Source organism: Aestuariivirga sp. (genome assembly GCF_044239095.1).
GTDB lineage: Bacteria > Pseudomonadota > Alphaproteobacteria > Rhizobiales > Aestuariivirgaceae > Aestuariivirga.
Map to the genome: position 1 here is coordinate 1 of NZ_JBIICB010000090.1, position 14531 is coordinate 14531.

A 14531-nucleotide genomic window follows, 5' to 3' on the forward strand; every position below is an offset into this window, starting at 1 on the left:
GTGAAACTGATACCATTGCGCATCCTTTCAGATTCGCACGTCAACAAGCCGTTGGGAACCTTCAATCGGACTCTTTTGTCCCGGCCAATCCACTAGCCCCAGCCGGACCAGCCACGCGGTGGAGGAGATGCTGCTGTTTCGCATGATGGCCATTGCCTGCGGCCACGAGGATGCCGACGACTGTGATGCGCTGCGCGATGACCCGCTGTTCAAGCTGGCGGCGGGCCGGTTGCCAGAGAGTGGCGCGCCGTTGTGCTCGCAGCCGACCATGAGCCGGTTCGAGAACATGCCTACCCGGATGGGAGCGGCGCGGCATGGCGGTGAGGCCTCACGGGTTCCGGAGCTCGCTTCGCGTTTGGCTCGCCGAGGCGACGGATGCGAGCCTTGAGGTCGCCGAGGCCCTCCGCCCGAAATAATCGACCGGCGATTGCTTCGCGTGAGCGGCCCGGCGTGTCTCACCGGGTTTCACGCAAAAGGCGCCGCGATTCCGGATCCAAACGAGCGCCGGAAAGAACCCTGCGGCGGCCCCTCAGCAAGGCTCTGGAGCGGGCGATGGGAATCGAACCCACGACATGCAGCTTGGGAAGCTGCCAGTCTACGCCTGAACTACGCCCGCGACGGTTGCGAGATCAGTCGAGTGGCGCGCGGGCGGCAAGGGGCATGCTTTCTGCTGGCGGTCTCGGAATCGCCGTCCGGACCATCAGAAGCGATAGCTCACTCCGGTGACCCAGAGATTATAGTTCTGCGGGCCCAGTTCGACGTTCCACTTGGTCGTCGGCCAATGAACTTCGTATTCGGTGCGTCCGAATGTGTAATCCGTTGAAGCGACATAGACGTGGCGGAATGGGACACGATCAGAGTCTGAGAAATCCCGATGGAAACCAGAAGATCTTAAAAGACATTCCATGGGTGGAAACCACCGCCTCATTCCATCGTTGGGCTGAGTAATGGCTCGACTTGAGGGGAGGCCCCTCTTTTTTTCCTCGCCTCCAGCCTTGCTACTCTGTAAAAACTGAACGTCAATGTGAGCCTTTGTAGACCGCCTTGAAGCGAGCTCGCGGTTCAGAAAATACAAGTGCTCAGCATACCAGGAGCAGGGGAAAACTATCGCCATGGCAAGCATCAACCGCCGCAGTCTAGTCGCTGCTTGTATCGTTCTGGGGTTATCGTCGGCACCGGCCTTCGCGGCTGACGATAAGCATGTCATCGTTCACTTGATGAAGGGCATGTTCGACACGCCCGACAATCCTCTGACCGTCGATCCCGTCGTTGTGCTTGGTAACAATGCGATTGCAGGTTGGGTTCAGGGCGACAAGGGCGGGCGTGCTCTTCTCTGGCGCGTGGATGGTCAATGGCAGATTCGTCTCTGCAGTGGTGACGGCCTCAAGGATCCGAAGCTGCTTGAGAATGCGAATATTTCCGCTGCGGATGCCGCAACCCTTGTCGCCGAGCTGACCGCTGCTGAGGCGGCCCTTGATCCAGAAGTACTGGCAAAATTCTCCAGCTTCCAAGGCACGATGATGATCGATCCAGGCGCTGGCCATCAGGCTCATACGCACGGTTCCACAACTTCGGAGTAGCGTACTTAGGATTGGTCCACCGGGGACAGTCGATGAATACGGCGAGCCAGGGAAATTGACTCTCGCGGAATCATTTGTAGCGTTCAGCAACCAGCGTGAGGGGTTGTGCTGTATCGTTCGCTGAACCCACATCCGAGCTATGCCGAGTTTCTGCGAGGTGAGCCACGCCCACAACACTCGTAGCTCTGGAGCGTCAGATGTAGGGAATGAGCGGTGTTCGTGGGTGGTGTGACAGCAATCGAACCCACGACATGCAGCTTGGGAAGCTGCCAGTCTACCACTGAACTACGCCCGCGACGGTTGCGAGATCAGTCGAGTGGCGCGCGGGCGGCAAGGGGCATGCTTTCTGCTGGCGGTCTCGGAATCACCGTCCGGACCATCAGAAGCGATAGCTCACTCCGGTGACCCAGAGATTATAGTTCTGCGGGCCTAGTTCAACATTCCACTTGGTCGTCGGAAAATGAGTTTCGTATTCAGTGCGCCCGAATGTGTAATCCGTTGACGCGATATAGACGTGGCGGAATTCCGTGAAGATTGACCAGTTGTTGGCGACCGCAGCCTTGATGCCAATCTTGGCCTGAAGTGCGAGGCCAGCGGCGGATGCATCCGGTTCCGAGTTGAAATGATTGATTCCAGGCTCTGATGGGTTGGTTGAGTTGGATCCGTTGATGAACACGGCGCCATAGCCGATCCCGGCGCCTGCATAGGGAATCACGCGATCCGAATGTGGTGTTCGAAGATTGGCCACCGCATTGAGGAGGACGGCCCCCACGCTGAGTGGAAGCGAAACATATTGCGTGCCCAACGCCTGCGGATCGATATCGAGAACACCCTGGGGTTCAGCAGCGAGATAGAGACCCTCGATTTCGCCGGCAATGCCAACGCTCCATCCTGAGGGGGAAAGATCCCATTGATTGAGTTCATAGCCAAGTTGAACACCGGCAATGGGTGCGGAAACCCGGTCTGCCGAGCCCCTCGCATCAACATCAATATCTGGAAAGGGATCTGGGGTGATGACCGTGCCACGCTGTTGCATGCTGGCCTCACCGAGGAAGCCGAAGCCCCCAAACGCACCGGCATACAGGCTTCTGCTGTCTGAGATATCGGCAGCGGATGCGGCGTTGGACAGCGCCAGAACTGCCGCCAACGTGCATGTCAGCTTTGTCATCAAGCGCGCGCCCACCCGCAATCTCACGGCAGCTTGCCGTAGGCCGTTTGCGAACAAGAGCGTCTGGGCACCGCAAATCGGACCATTCCGATATTGCGATCCGGCACGAGACCGGTCACGGCTGCACCGGCTCACTTGCTGTAGTTTGCTGAAAGATATTTGATGATCTGCTTCTGGTCTTCATCGGTGATGGGTGCGCCCATCACATGCACCATCTTGGTCACGGTTTCTGTCCAGCCCTTTTCGTCCTGGATCGGCGAGTTCATCTGGATGAAGTCAAGGCTGTGGCAGGCTGAACAGTTGCCCTCCACCACGTCAAGACCATCGCCGGGTTTCAGGACGATGTCCGATTCGTCGGCGCGGACAACAGCGGTGCTCAAGGCCATGAGGAGAAGGGCGCCAGACACGGCAGATGTGATGCTTGACGTCATCATGCGGCCTCCACGTTCACGGTGTGGATAACATTGTTATGATAGCCTGACGGGCTGAAGATGAGCTTCGAGACCTGGCTCGCGCCCTGGGCGTTGGTGGCGCGTGCCATCACGGCATAGCGGCCGGGGCCTGCCGGGGTGAAGGGCAGCGACCATTGCCGCCATGAGAAGCGGCCAAGGTCCGGGCCAAGCATGGCCGGGCGCCAGGTTTGCCCGCCATCGGTTGAGACATCGACCTGCGTAATGCCGTGTCCGCCGTCCCAGGCTACGCCGCGCACGTCGACGGGCTTTCCGGCAACGATGGCCTGCCCCTCGCTCAGGCTGGTGATGAGCGAGTTCACAACCATCTCGGTGATGGGCGTGTTCTTGCTCGTCTCCTGCGTGATGAAACGGTCGGTGAAGGAATAGACGCCGAGTGGCACGCGATAGGCCTTCTCCATCCAATAGCCGCCCTGCGGCTTGGTGAGGGCGTTGATGTCGGTGACCTGCTTGATCCAGTAAGTTGCCATCCAGCCGGGAACGATGAGGCGGGCCGGATATCCGTTCCAGTGCGGCAGTGGCTCGCCGTTCATGTGCGTGGCGATCATCGTGTTGTCGTCCAGCGCCTTCCAGGCCGGAATGGACTTGACGAAGTCGGGCGTTTCCTCAACCGCGCCTGACTCGCCGCCATTGAAGGCAATCTCGATCGCGTCCGCCGTGACGCCGGCCTTCGCGAGAATGTCTTTCAGCCGCACACCCTTCCATGTGGCATTGCCCATGGCGCCATAGCCCCACTGGACGCCCATCACATGAGGGTCTGAAAGGCCGCGGCGGTTTCCGGCGCAGTGGCAAAGCGCAGCAATCTCTACCTGCTCAAAATCCGCCGCAAGCTGTGCCAGCGAGAGCTCAAGGGGTGTTGATGCACCATCCCCGCCAACCTTCAGGCGCCACTCGGCCGCGTCTACCTCCGGGATGTTGGAGAGATGCCAGCGCACGAAGAACTGGTCATTGGGCGTGAATGCCTGTTCGAAGGTGTCGACCGGTGTTTCATAGTTGGGCGGGCGATAGGACCGCTTGATGAGCGGCTTCTTGCCAGGCAGCGCATCGAGAACCGCAGCGTCCCGTGCGCCTGATGGCAGTGCGGGGGAAACAGGGTCAACCGTGGCGGCCAAGCCTGTGCTGCCCGCCATGCGGGCAAAGCTTCCATAAACAGCAAGCGTGGCTGCTCCATTGAGCAGCCGCCGGCGGGTGAACATGCGGGACATCCTTTCGCTGTTAAACATCCGGAGGCTCCTGGCCTGCGTGTGCCGTGAGACAAACCGATTGTGTGGTCATACAGTAGAATGATCAGTTCAGGCAGATCAACAAGCATCTGCCGCACAAGCACTGGCAATTACAATCTTGCGTCCTCTGCAGGCTCAGGTGCTGGACATGAGCGTGATCCGGAACATCGAGATTGCAATCGAAAGCACGGCACTCAGTTTAGAATTTTTATTCTTTCACGATACCATACCCAGCATATGACAGTTATTTGTCGAGGCGCGACAGGGCCTCAAGGGGGGGGGGGGCAGCCAGGAGGTGCGTGGCGGCGCGATCACCACATGCTGGCCGCAGCCCGGCCCGGCCAGTTGGCGTCATAATCCGCGCCGTCAATTTTCTTGGCTGTCATCGCCTCGAGGATCTGTCCCGGGCTTGGAAGGCTGGCAGGATCGGGCCAGCTCGCCGGGTTCCACAGGCTGGCGCGCAGCACCGCGCGCGCACACTGGAAATAGCAGGTGGTAATCTTGATGACGATCGCCGTGCGCGGGGGCTTGCCCTCGACTGCGAGGCTGGCGAGCAGTTCGGCATCGGCTGTAATCGTTGCATGGCCATTGATGCGGAACGTGGTGCCAGATCCCGGAATGAGAAACAGCAGCGCCACCCGCGGATCGCGCACGATGTTGCGAAGGCTGTCGATCCGGTTGTTGCCCCGCCTGTCAGGAAGAACGACAGTACGGTCGTCCAGCACACGCAGAACCTCGCGGGCATCGCCACGCGGACTGCAGTCGAGGCCTTCCGGCCCGGCTGTCGCAAGCGCCAGAAAAGGCGAGGCTTCGACGAGGCGGCGATACTCAGGCGTCAGCGCCGTCGACTCCTTGGCAGTCGAGGCCAACGCCGGTTCCACACCATAGATGCTTTCGAGCTGCTCGACTGTAAGGATTCCGGTCATTGATGGCGCTTCCTGCTGTGTGGACCCGTAGATTGGACGTGTGACAGTTTACTGAAGGCAGGCCTGCGGACGCTGTCCACTTCGATCAGGCGCGGGATGGTCGTTCCTGGTCATCGGGAATCAAAGCTGCGGCAAGTATCACAGGCAATTGCTGCCCTACGGCCGCTTACCGTCCGCGATGGGCCGGAGATGTGTTGAACCCGGCGGGGCGGCAATGGGCGGAATGCCATTCATTCATGAGGTCCAGTCAATGACTTCACATCACATCATGCGAGCCCGTAAGGCGCGCTCAGTCACATCTCCCAGCACGATCTGGTCTGCGGATATATATGGCGGCCGAATACAACTCAGCTGACGCCACAGAGGTTGTTCCATCGCTGCCGCCGGTGATGAGGACATTGCCATTCAATAGCCTTGTCGCCTCATGCCGCCACCTGGCAGTCGCCATGGAGGCCGTTGACGAAAAGCGTCCTGACAACGGGTTATAGAGCTCAGCGGAGGCAAAGGCGGTCCCGACGCCATCATAGCCGCCGGCAATCAGAACGTCACCATTCGGGAGAAGGGCTGCCGTGTGGCGCCCGCGTGGGGTTTGCATGGAACCATTGGAGATGAATTCTGCTGTCCGGCTCTTATACGTATCAGCCGAAGCCAGCGCTGCGTTATTGCCGCCATAGCCGCCCGCGATGAGTACCCTTCCATTGGACAGCATGGTCGCGGTCGGAAATCGCCGCGCCGATGACATGCCGTCCGTGGAGTCAAAAGTGCCCGTGACCGGGTTGTAGATCTCCGGCGCATTCATATTTCCGGAGCCGTCGATATTGCCATCCAGTCCATTGTATCCGCCGGTCACCAGAACGCGGCCATCCTCCAGCCGTGTCGCCGTATGATTTCGGCGGCCGGCCGTCATGAAACCAGTGGTGGCGAAGGTGCCTGTTGTGGGATCAAAGATCTCTGCGCTGGCCAGCGGACAGCAGTAGCTATCGACCGTATAGCCGCCAACAACCAGAACCTTTCCGTTCTTCAACAGAGTTGCAGTTGGATTTATGCGGGCAAAGTTCATGGGGGACGTCGAGGTCCACCGCCCCGTTCTGGGGTTGTATATTTCCGCGGTGTTGACCCCTATTTTCAAGCTGTTTTCGCCGCCAACCACCAGCACGCGGCCATCGCGAAGGCGCACGGCGGCTGCCGCAAGCCGCGGCTTTGACATGGAGGCCGTGGCTTTGAATGCATTGTTTGCCGGAGAGTAGATCTCAGCTGTGCTGAGAACGGCCGGTGACTCCACGCCAGCTCCAACGCCACCTGCAACCAGAACTGTGCCATTGGCGAGCAGTGTCGCCGTATGCAGCGACCGGGCTGATGTCATGGATCCCGCCGTCGAAAAGGCGCCAGCCCGCAACAACCGGCTATTGTCACTGCAGGGAGCTTCACCGGCACTCACGGGCGCCGCCACAAGAAGTGCTGCCAATGTCAATGCGGCTCTGTATGCAAAGAGCGAGCGCCCAAGTGAAAGCATCGGCACGATGAACTCCCAAACATCGTTTCTGACCAAGGATCGATTGCCCATCGAGACAGTGGATGCAAGCGATATCTGTCCGCAGTCTGAAAGCTGCGATCGCCTGATGACCGCGGCAGGGGTAACTGGCGGTGTGAGCTGCCGTCTGCTAAGCTGAACAGGCCAGAGCCGCAGAACGCCTCGAGAGATTGATTGCAGGAGATTGCTTGTGGAAGCATTGTTGGCCCTTGCCACTGTGGCAGCGATTTCCTGCGTTGGCATTTTAAGCCCTGGCCCTGATTTCATCGCTGTCAGCTATGCCTCCATGACGGGATCCCGCCGGGATGCTGTTGCGGTGGCGGCAGGGGTTGTGGCTGGAAACGGCATCTGGGCCGGTGCGGCCCTGCTCGGTGTTGGAACGCTTTTTGCCCTGTTTCCGTCTGTCTTCATTGCGATCAAGACGCTCGGTGCGCTTTATCTCCTGTGGCTTGGCGTGCAGCTTCTGCGCAGTGCGCGGAGGCCATTTCCGGCAGGCGGGCCGGGGGCAATGTCAGGTTCTCTGGCAGCAAGGTTCTCAAAAGGCCTCTCCACAACCATGTCGAACCCCAAAGCCGCTGTTTACTATGCATCGGCGTTGTCATCTGCCGCTCCCGCAGCAGCCAGCGTCACGCTGTTGGCCGGCATGCTGCTGACTGTCATTGTCATCGCCTCCGTCTGGTTCACAACGGTCGTCTATGTCCTCTCCACCCCGAGAGCAGCGGCGGCCTTCAGGCGTTTCAAAGTCTACTTCGAGTCCTTCTTTGGTCTCTTGCTTGTGTCATTTGGCCTTCGGCAGATGGTCGCCCGCTTCTTGTGACGGCCAGTGGCCTTGCAATGGGCGTCGCACCAGCGGCATTCAACTTGATAAGCTGTCACTTATGACGAAGCCACGCGCAGACTGAGAGGGCGAGCGGCAGGGCCGAAATGGGCTTGCATCGGCCTTATCCTGCAGTTAGCTTTTGGGCATGATGAAGTTCCTTGTTGGATTGCTTATCGCCATTTCTGCACTCGGACTTGCAATGTCCGGCAGTGTCAGCGCATCACCAACCCTGCGTCAGGCTGGTGTTATGACCGTATGCAGCTACACGCAATTTGCCCCGATTTCTTACGGTCATGGCGAAGGTTATGAGGCCGATTTACTGCGTGCCATCGCTGATGAATGGCGTGTGGGGATAGAATTCATCCCGATCGAGCAGTTTGACGGCATATGGCTAACGCCATCCCGGTTGGGATGCGATATCGCAATTGGCGGTATCACGCCAACTCAGGAAAGAAAGGATCAGGGCGCCGTCTTCAGCCCGACGACTGCATCATTCGCGCAATCTCTGCTCGTCAGGCGCGCTGACCACGATAGCGGACGGATCATCAGCTATAAATCATTTCTGGACACGAAAATGATCATTGGCGTGGTCCCGGGTACAACGGGAGAGTCCTTTGCGTGGCAAAGAGCAGAAGAGGCAGGTCTGCCTCGAAGCGTATTCAAGCAGTATTCCGGTGAGGACGAGCTTCTCGCTGCCCTGAAGCGAGGCGAGATCGACGCGATCGCCCGTGGGGAAGTTGGCAACCGTTATCAGCAAGGCCTCGACGCAGAGCTTTTAACGATCGATCTTCGCGACTTTGGCGAGGGTTTCGCAATGTCACTGGATCCTGCGAACACGGATTTTCAGAAGCAGTTTGCCGAAGCCCTCGCAAGCGTTACGCAAAGCGGAACCATCGGCTTCGCGCAGTGGACGGCTAATCATGGCGTGTTCAAGCAGTAAGCTTCCAGATCATTGAGCCTCCCAAGCGCGGGCGCGCATGTTCCGCTAGTGATGAAAGCCATTGCTACCACTGCATGTAGCTTGGGAAGCTGCTATTATGCCGCTTAACAACGCCCGCCGTAGCTGCGTTTCTGATGGTCCCCGCGCGTCATGCTCTTGATGAAAGACTGCGCAGCAACATAGCTGGGCCAGAGCTCGATGGGAATTTCGGTATCTGCACCACCGGGCTCATCGCCGCTCTTGTAGGTCGCCCCGGGTAAGTTGGGAGCGACATGAACGATCACACGTCCTCCGCAAGACCGTGTAAGCATGTTTTCCCTAAGCAGCATCGCAACGCCAGATCATGATCCGCAAACGCGGAACCCCTTTGCGGCAAGTTCATGCGCTTGCCTATTGACAGGCAAATAGGCGTATTATATCGCTCGGCCAAATAAAATAGATTTGCCGGTATAAATGCGAATAAGGGCATTTGGTGAAGCTCCCTCGCGGGGCTTTTTACGGTAACAGGGTTCAACAAGGCTCCCCAAGGGGCAATGCGTGAGACCTGTGGAATGAAATTGAGATGGAGAATGGTATGGCAAGTCTGGGCAAGGTTCTGAGGGTGTTCTGCCGCAATCTGGTGCCAGGCTTGCTGGTCATGAGTTGCGTCATGGCCAGTGCTCAACTGGCGATGGGCCATGATACCGCTGAAACGCAAGACAGCAGCCACCCCACCGTATTCAAGACGGTACCGACCGGAACGCCAACGAACAGACCGGGAAGGGGTCTTCAATTCCTATGCTTCCCCGCACTTACTGCGCTGAATGATGGTAAACCCCCAGTTTACACGGAGGTAACGACTCCCTGGGTTGATGGTCTTTACATTTATGTATCGAAAATTCTCTATGTGGAGGGAAAGGTAACCTGGCCCAATCGTCAGTTCAAAGAGATACGGCGCTTGTTCACCCGCCGCTTTGTCGGAAACAGTTTGCCAAATCACATAACGGGTGAGTTTCCGGTCAAACCAGGTACTCCGGCCTATGATTACTATGTCGCAGCGCCCGCTGAGAGCCCCTATGAAACGTCTGACCAGATACCTATCTCTGCCTATGACCTGGACATAACTGTTCCAAGGTTTCCGACTTACAACTCGGTGCCGACATGCATTGATCGTTTGGTATCCGGCGTGGCGACACAAACCGGCATCACCTGGCACATAAACATTGCTCCCTCCTCAGCAACTACTTTTGCTGATCCGATCGCTGTTCTGCCACCAGACGAATGCTTTGGTCACCCTTACAACGATCCGGGCACACCTGAGGGTATGTATCACTATCATGGATGGTCGTGGAAGTGCTTCCCGGACCAGGGAAAACCAAATGAGCACTCCCCGCTCTTTGGCTATGCTCTCGATGGCTTCGGCATTTATGGACCAAAGGACGTTGGCGGAAAACTCGTGACCAATGCCGAACTTGACGAGTGCCACGGTCATTTTGGCGTGGTGAGTTGGGAAGGGCGCAGGAAATTCATGTATCACTATCACTTGAATAACGAATTCCCCTATGGACCAGGATGCCTGAGGGGACGTCCTCTGAGGGGACGTTAACAACTTGGTGCCGCTGTAGCCGACCAGACGAGGAACTGCAGAAGGCGCCGGGTTCCTCGTTAGTGATCGCTCCGAGATACAGCCGATAGCCACTGATGCCGTGGATCCAAGATGATCTGCGGCATTTTCTTTTCCCCCTCTGTCATCACCAGAATTGCGACGGTCGCCCAAAGAACTGCAGAACGCTACCCTACAGCCAAACTGCTTCTCTGCCGTGTCTTCGAACGATCTGCAGAAGTACCGTGATCATTCCATGAACAGTGAGCGCAGGATGTTGGCGAGAAATGCGGTATGTTGCCGGGCGTAGGCCTCGTCCCGGACATCGACGCCGAATGTGCTCATCATTGCTCTCTGGTTCACGAACGGGAACGTTGCCGCTCCCATGAACGCCGGGACCAGATGCTCGGCAGGGATCCGCGTCTTGCCGTTGCGCAGTATGCCGTTGAGGATATCAACGACTGCACCCGCCGAAACAAGGCTTGGCTTTTGCAGCACGTTCAAGAGGTAGTCACTCCGCGGGCCGGTTGACCTTGCTTCATCATCGATGATGCTCACGATGTAGAAGAAGCGAAAGGCAAACTGCACACTCGTGGCGGCCAGCATGGCGATGACCTGTTCCGGCGGCAGGCCGATGGCAGCCGTACGGAAGGCCTCCAGCTCCTTCAGCAGCGCGCCGGATGCCTCATCAATGACCGAATACCAGAGCTCCTCCTTGGAGCTGAAGTGGTAATGGATGAGAGGCTTTGCGACGCCAGCCAGGGTGGCGATCCCGGCGATGCTGGTGCCCTCATAGCCCTGACGGGAAAACAGCATGAGCGCAGCGTTCCGGATCCTGTCAATGGCCGGCGGCACGTCGGCTGAAGGGCGGCCGCGTCTCGTCCTTTTCGGCTTGGCAGGTTTCCTGGTCATTGTGCAGCTCGTCTACGTGAAACCAATGTGTCGGTCTTCAACTATTGCGTGACCTGTCAGTAGTCCTGCAAGTGACTGCGATCAATGGCGTTTCTTCTGATGGGATGAGGAGATTCCGTCCCCTTCGGTGGAAGGATCAGAGAGAGTTCATTCTCGGCCTCCAGATTGAAAGCCTTGATGTCAGTTTCAATGAGTACGTCATGCGGGATCGTACAAGCGATATGACCCCGGCCATTGTCAGCCCCCAGCAACGCCATCACAGTCTCGGACCTTGAGCAGACGAACGGCGGGCGATCATCAGAAATCCCTGGAGCATTCGCCCTCCAACCGTGCAGTCACGCCAGCGGAAGCTGGCATGACGATGAGAATTGATCTCAGCCGCCCGCGGGCTGGGGCTTACCGCCGATGGCGAGCCCCATCGGCAATTCGTCGCTCACCGCCTCAGCACCCATCGCGCGGTAGAAGGCGATGGCCGGGGCGTTGATGTTCCAGACCGTCCATTCCATGCGTCTGCAGCCACGCGCCCGCGCGATGTCTTGAGCACGCTGGAACAGAGCGCGTCCCGCGCCTTGCCGCCTGGCCCCCTGGCGCACGAAGAAATCGCTGATGACCAGTGTGCCGCAATAGTGCTGCGTGTTGAACCCGAAATGATAGAGGAGATAACCCTGCGCCACGCCATTTTCGAGGGCGATCAGCCCGTCGAAGAAGCGGCCGCCGCCGAAGCCTGCCGCGGCAAGCGATGTGCCAGTCTTCTGCGCATCGATGCGGCAGCGCTTGCCCTCCATGCGGGCCAGCATCCGCTCGAACTCAACCACCATGTCGCACAGCACGGGCATGTCACGCCGCGTGATGCGCCTGATCTTCATCGCCGTGCCGGGTCGAAGGGCTTGAAGTGCTTGGAGAGCTTGAGCCCCTGCCGCTGGTAGTTCGATCCGATGCCCTGGCCATAGACGCGTTCGGGGGCCTCGGTGAGCGGTTCATAGACCAGCCTGCCGATGATCTGCCCATCCTCGAGGATGAAGGGCACCTCGTGGCTCCTCACCTCCAGCACGGCGCGCGCGCCCTCGCCGTGCCCGGCGCTGTGGCCGAAGCCGGGGTCGAAGAAGCCGGCGTAATGCACGCGGAACTCGCCCACCAGCGGGTTGAAGGGCACCATCTCCGCCGCAAAGCTTGGCGGCACGCGCACGGCTTCCTTGGAGGCGAGGATATAGAACTGGTCCGGGTCCAGCACCAGCGAGCCGCGCTGCCAGATCGGCTCCCAGAAATCATGGACGTCGAGTGCAGCCTTGCGGTCCACATCGATCAGCCCTGCGTGGCGCTTGGCGCGGAAGCCCACCGGGCCGTCGGCCTCCAGCGTCGAGAGGTCGACGCTCAGTGCGAGGCCATTGTCGATGTTGACCTCGCCTGACGCGATCAGCCCTTCCTTCTCATGCAGCGCGCGGATCAGCTGGTCGGTGGCGAGCGAGGCGCCCGCGCGGAAGCGGATCTGCGACAGGCGTGATCCTTCGCGCACCAGAATGGGGAAGGTCCGCGGCGAGATCTCGGCATAGAGCGGGCCCTCATAGCCCTCCGGCACCTTGTCGAATTCCTGGGCGAAATCGGTGATGACGCGGGTGAAGATGTCGAGCCGCCCGGTGGAGCTCTTGGGGTTCGCCGCGGCGGCAACACCCTTGGGCAGGGCCAGCTGCTCCTGCAGTGGCACGATATAGACGCAGCCCGTCTCCAGCACCGCGCCCTCGGTAAGCGGCATGCGGTGCAGGGCAAGCTCCTTGACGCGCTCGGCCACGGTGGCGCGCCTGCCGGGCAGGAAGGAGGCCCGCACGCGATAGGCCCAGCTGCCCAGCCTGAGGTCGAGGCTCGCCGGCTGGATCTGGTCGCCGTCGGCCGGCCTGGCAAGGCGGATCAGCCCCTGCTCGCAGTATTGGGCGATGGTGCGGGCGGGCAGAATGCCCTGGCGGCTGTCAGCGTTGGTTCCCATGGCCACCACATGGCGGAAATGCCGCGGCCTTGGCAAGCTTCGCTGTGGAAAACCTCCGCCGATGGGCTAAACTGCCCCCATGTACGAGCGCATCACCCGGGGCGTGAAGGTCATTGTCCGCCCGCAATATCTCGACGGCCATTCCAAGCCGGAGGAGGGCCATTTCGTCTGGTCCTACAGCGTCACCATCGAGAATCACGGCCGGGAGACGGTGACGCTGCGCACCCGCTACTGGAAGATCACCGACGCCACCGGCCATGTGCAGGAGGTGCGCGGCGCAGGCGTGGTGGGCGAGCAGCCGGTCTTGAAGCCCGGCGACAGCTATAGCTACACCTCCGGCTGCCCGCTCAAGACCTCGTCGGGCTTCATGGTCGGCGCCTACCAGATGCAGCTTCCCACTGGTGAATTCATCAATGTCGAGATTCCCGCCTTCTCGCTCGACAGCCCCCACGAGAAACACCCCATCAACTGAGTGATCATGACAGGCAAGACCTATTCCACCGAGGAGATGCTGGCGCACCTCGTCTCCTTCGACACCACCAGCCGTGACGGCAACATCCCGTTGATCGCGTTCGTCGAGGATTATCTCGACGGCTGGGGCGTGCCCCATTTCCGCGTCGATTATGAGGCCAACCGCAAGACCAACCTCTTCGCCACCATCGGGCCGCAGATCGCGGGCGGCATCGTGCTCTCGGGCCATACCGACGTCGTGCCGGTGGACGGCCAGCCCTGGACGAGCGACCCCTTCGACCTGACGCAGCGCGGCGAGCGCCTGTTCGGACGCGGCACCTGCGACATGAAGGGCTTCCTAGCCGTCTGCCTGGCGGAGGTGCCGAATTTCCTGAAGGCCGGGCTGAAGTCCCCCATCCACCTGGCACTCTCCTGCGATGAGGAGGTGGGCTGCAAGGGCGTGCGCCCGCTCGTTGCCCACATGCGGGACAATCTGCCCAAGCCCCGCGCCGTTATCGTCGGTGAGCCGACCTCCATGAAGGTGGTCAACGCCCACAAGAGTGCTGTCACCTTCGCAACCGAGGTCACGGGGCATGAGGCGCATTCCAGCCTCACGCATCACGGCGTCAACGCCATCCTGGTGGCGGGTGAGCTGCTCTCCGAGATCTCCCGCATCCGCCAGGACATGATCGCCGCGGGCGATCCCACCAACCGCTTCGATCCGCCCTATTCCACCGTGCATGTCGGCGTCATCGAGGGCGGCACCGCCAAGAACATCATTCCGCGCCGCTGCGCCTTCCAGTGGGAGACACGCCTTCTTCCCACGGCGGACCCCGGCGAGGTTCCCCGCCGCATCGAGGATTTCGCTAGAAGCCTGGAGCCCGCGATGAAGTCCGTGGCGCCCGAGGCCGGCATCGCCACGGAAGCCGTCAACCGCGTTCCGGGCCTGGC

At 59.7% G+C, this 14531-nt stretch carries 14 protein-coding genes, 1 tRNA gene and 2 pseudogenes; 8 read left to right on the forward strand and 9 right to left on the reverse strand.

All coding sequences use genetic code 11. The features are described 5' to 3' along the window. Positions 1 to 133: 133 nt before the first annotated feature. Both ACILRA_RS10125 and ACILRA_RS10130 read left to right on the forward strand, forming a co-directional pair. Positions 134 to 292 (forward strand): annotated as a pseudogene (locus ACILRA_RS10125) (transposase); the annotation flags it as partial. 19 nt (positions 293 to 311) lie between these two features. Continuing rightward, positions 312 to 404, forward strand: a pseudogene (locus tag ACILRA_RS10130) (integrase); the annotation flags it as partial. A 137-nt stretch (positions 405 to 541) separates the two neighbouring features. Here the strand turns inward: ACILRA_RS10130 and ACILRA_RS10135 are convergent. Next, positions 542 to 616 (reverse strand) — tRNA-Gly (locus ACILRA_RS10135). A 496-nt stretch (positions 617 to 1112) separates the two neighbouring features. Between ACILRA_RS10135 and ACILRA_RS10140 the strand changes: the two genes are divergently transcribed. Continuing rightward, positions 1113 to 1580 (forward strand): copper uptake system-associated protein, encoded by a 468-nt coding sequence (locus ACILRA_RS10140; protein ID WP_395661980.1) that lies wholly within the window; start codon positions 1113 to 1115, stop codon positions 1578 to 1580. A 379-nt stretch (positions 1581 to 1959) separates the two neighbouring features. Here ACILRA_RS10140 and ACILRA_RS10145 read toward each other — a convergent pair whose 3' ends face one another. The 5 genes from ACILRA_RS10145 to ACILRA_RS10165 all read right to left on the reverse strand — a co-directional run bounded on the left by ACILRA_RS10145 (position 1960) and on the right by ACILRA_RS10165 (position 6880). Continuing rightward, positions 1960 to 2748, reverse strand: coding sequence for an outer membrane protein (locus ACILRA_RS10145; RefSeq protein ID WP_395661992.1), 789 nt, complete (start codon positions 2746 to 2748; stop codon positions 1960 to 1962). 131 nt (positions 2749 to 2879) lie between these two features. Beyond that, positions 2880 to 3182, reverse strand: coding sequence for a cytochrome c (locus ACILRA_RS10150; RefSeq protein WP_395661981.1), 303 nt, complete (start codon positions 3180 to 3182; stop codon positions 2880 to 2882). Continuing rightward, positions 3179 to 4414 (reverse strand): molybdopterin-dependent oxidoreductase, encoded by a 1236-nt coding sequence (locus tag ACILRA_RS10155; protein WP_395661982.1) that lies wholly within the window; start codon positions 4412 to 4414, stop codon positions 3179 to 3181. Before ACILRA_RS10155 ends, ACILRA_RS10150 begins: the two co-directional genes overlap by 4 nt. Before the next feature lie 338 nt (positions 4415 to 4752). Further along, entirely contained in the window at positions 4753 to 5367 is a 615-nt protein-coding gene (locus tag ACILRA_RS10160) for a pyridoxamine 5'-phosphate oxidase family protein (RefSeq protein ID WP_395661983.1), read from the reverse strand. 289 nt (positions 5368 to 5656) lie between these two features. Next, positions 5657 to 6880 (reverse strand): Kelch repeat-containing protein, encoded by a 1224-nt coding sequence (locus ACILRA_RS10165; protein ID WP_395661993.1) that lies wholly within the window; start codon positions 6878 to 6880, stop codon positions 5657 to 5659. Positions 6881 to 7088: 208 nt separating this feature from the next. On the opposite strand from ACILRA_RS10165, the gene ACILRA_RS10170 reads away from it, so the two are divergent. From ACILRA_RS10170 to ACILRA_RS10180, 3 genes are all read left to right on the forward strand, one after another. Further along, positions 7089 to 7715 (forward strand): LysE family transporter, encoded by a 627-nt coding sequence (locus tag ACILRA_RS10170; RefSeq protein WP_395661984.1) that lies wholly within the window; start codon positions 7089 to 7091, stop codon positions 7713 to 7715. A 148-nt stretch (positions 7716 to 7863) separates the two neighbouring features. Beyond that, positions 7864 to 8658 (forward strand): transporter substrate-binding domain-containing protein, encoded by a 795-nt coding sequence (locus ACILRA_RS10175; protein WP_395661985.1) that lies wholly within the window; start codon positions 7864 to 7866, stop codon positions 8656 to 8658. A 562-nt stretch (positions 8659 to 9220) separates the two neighbouring features. Then, positions 9221 to 10243: a YHYH protein gene (locus tag ACILRA_RS10180; protein WP_395661986.1), complete on the forward strand. Its 1023-nt coding sequence runs from the start codon at positions 9221 to 9223 to the stop codon at positions 10241 to 10243. Between the two features lie 246 nt (positions 10244 to 10489). Here ACILRA_RS10180 and ACILRA_RS10185 read toward each other — a convergent pair whose 3' ends face one another. The 3 genes from ACILRA_RS10185 to ACILRA_RS10195 all read right to left on the reverse strand — a co-directional run bounded on the left by ACILRA_RS10185 (position 10490) and on the right by ACILRA_RS10195 (position 13130). Further along, a complete protein-coding gene (locus ACILRA_RS10185) occupies positions 10490 to 11152 on the reverse strand; it encodes a TetR/AcrR family transcriptional regulator (protein WP_395661987.1) in 663 nt (220 codons plus the stop codon). Between the two features lie 374 nt (positions 11153 to 11526). Beyond that, positions 11527 to 12018, reverse strand: coding sequence for a GNAT family N-acetyltransferase (locus ACILRA_RS10190; protein WP_395661988.1), 492 nt, complete (start codon positions 12016 to 12018; stop codon positions 11527 to 11529). Further along, the gene (locus ACILRA_RS10195; RefSeq protein WP_395661989.1) at positions 12015 to 13130 is read right to left on the reverse strand and encodes a 2'-deoxycytidine 5'-triphosphate deaminase; all 1116 of its coding nucleotides are present in this window, start codon (positions 13128 to 13130) and stop codon (positions 12015 to 12017) included. The genes ACILRA_RS10190 and ACILRA_RS10195 overlap by 4 nt, the downstream gene beginning before the upstream one ends. A 79-nt stretch (positions 13131 to 13209) precedes the next feature. Between ACILRA_RS10195 and apaG the strand changes: the two genes are divergently transcribed. Continuing rightward, positions 13210 to 13602, forward strand: coding sequence for a Co2+/Mg2+ efflux protein ApaG (gene apaG / locus ACILRA_RS10200; RefSeq protein WP_395661990.1), 393 nt, complete (start codon positions 13210 to 13212; stop codon positions 13600 to 13602). A 6-nt stretch (positions 13603 to 13608) separates the two neighbouring features. Further along, positions 13609 to 14531, forward strand: a 923-nt coding sequence (gene argE, locus ACILRA_RS10205; RefSeq protein WP_395661991.1) for an acetylornithine deacetylase, incomplete at its 3' end; no start/stop codon positions are given.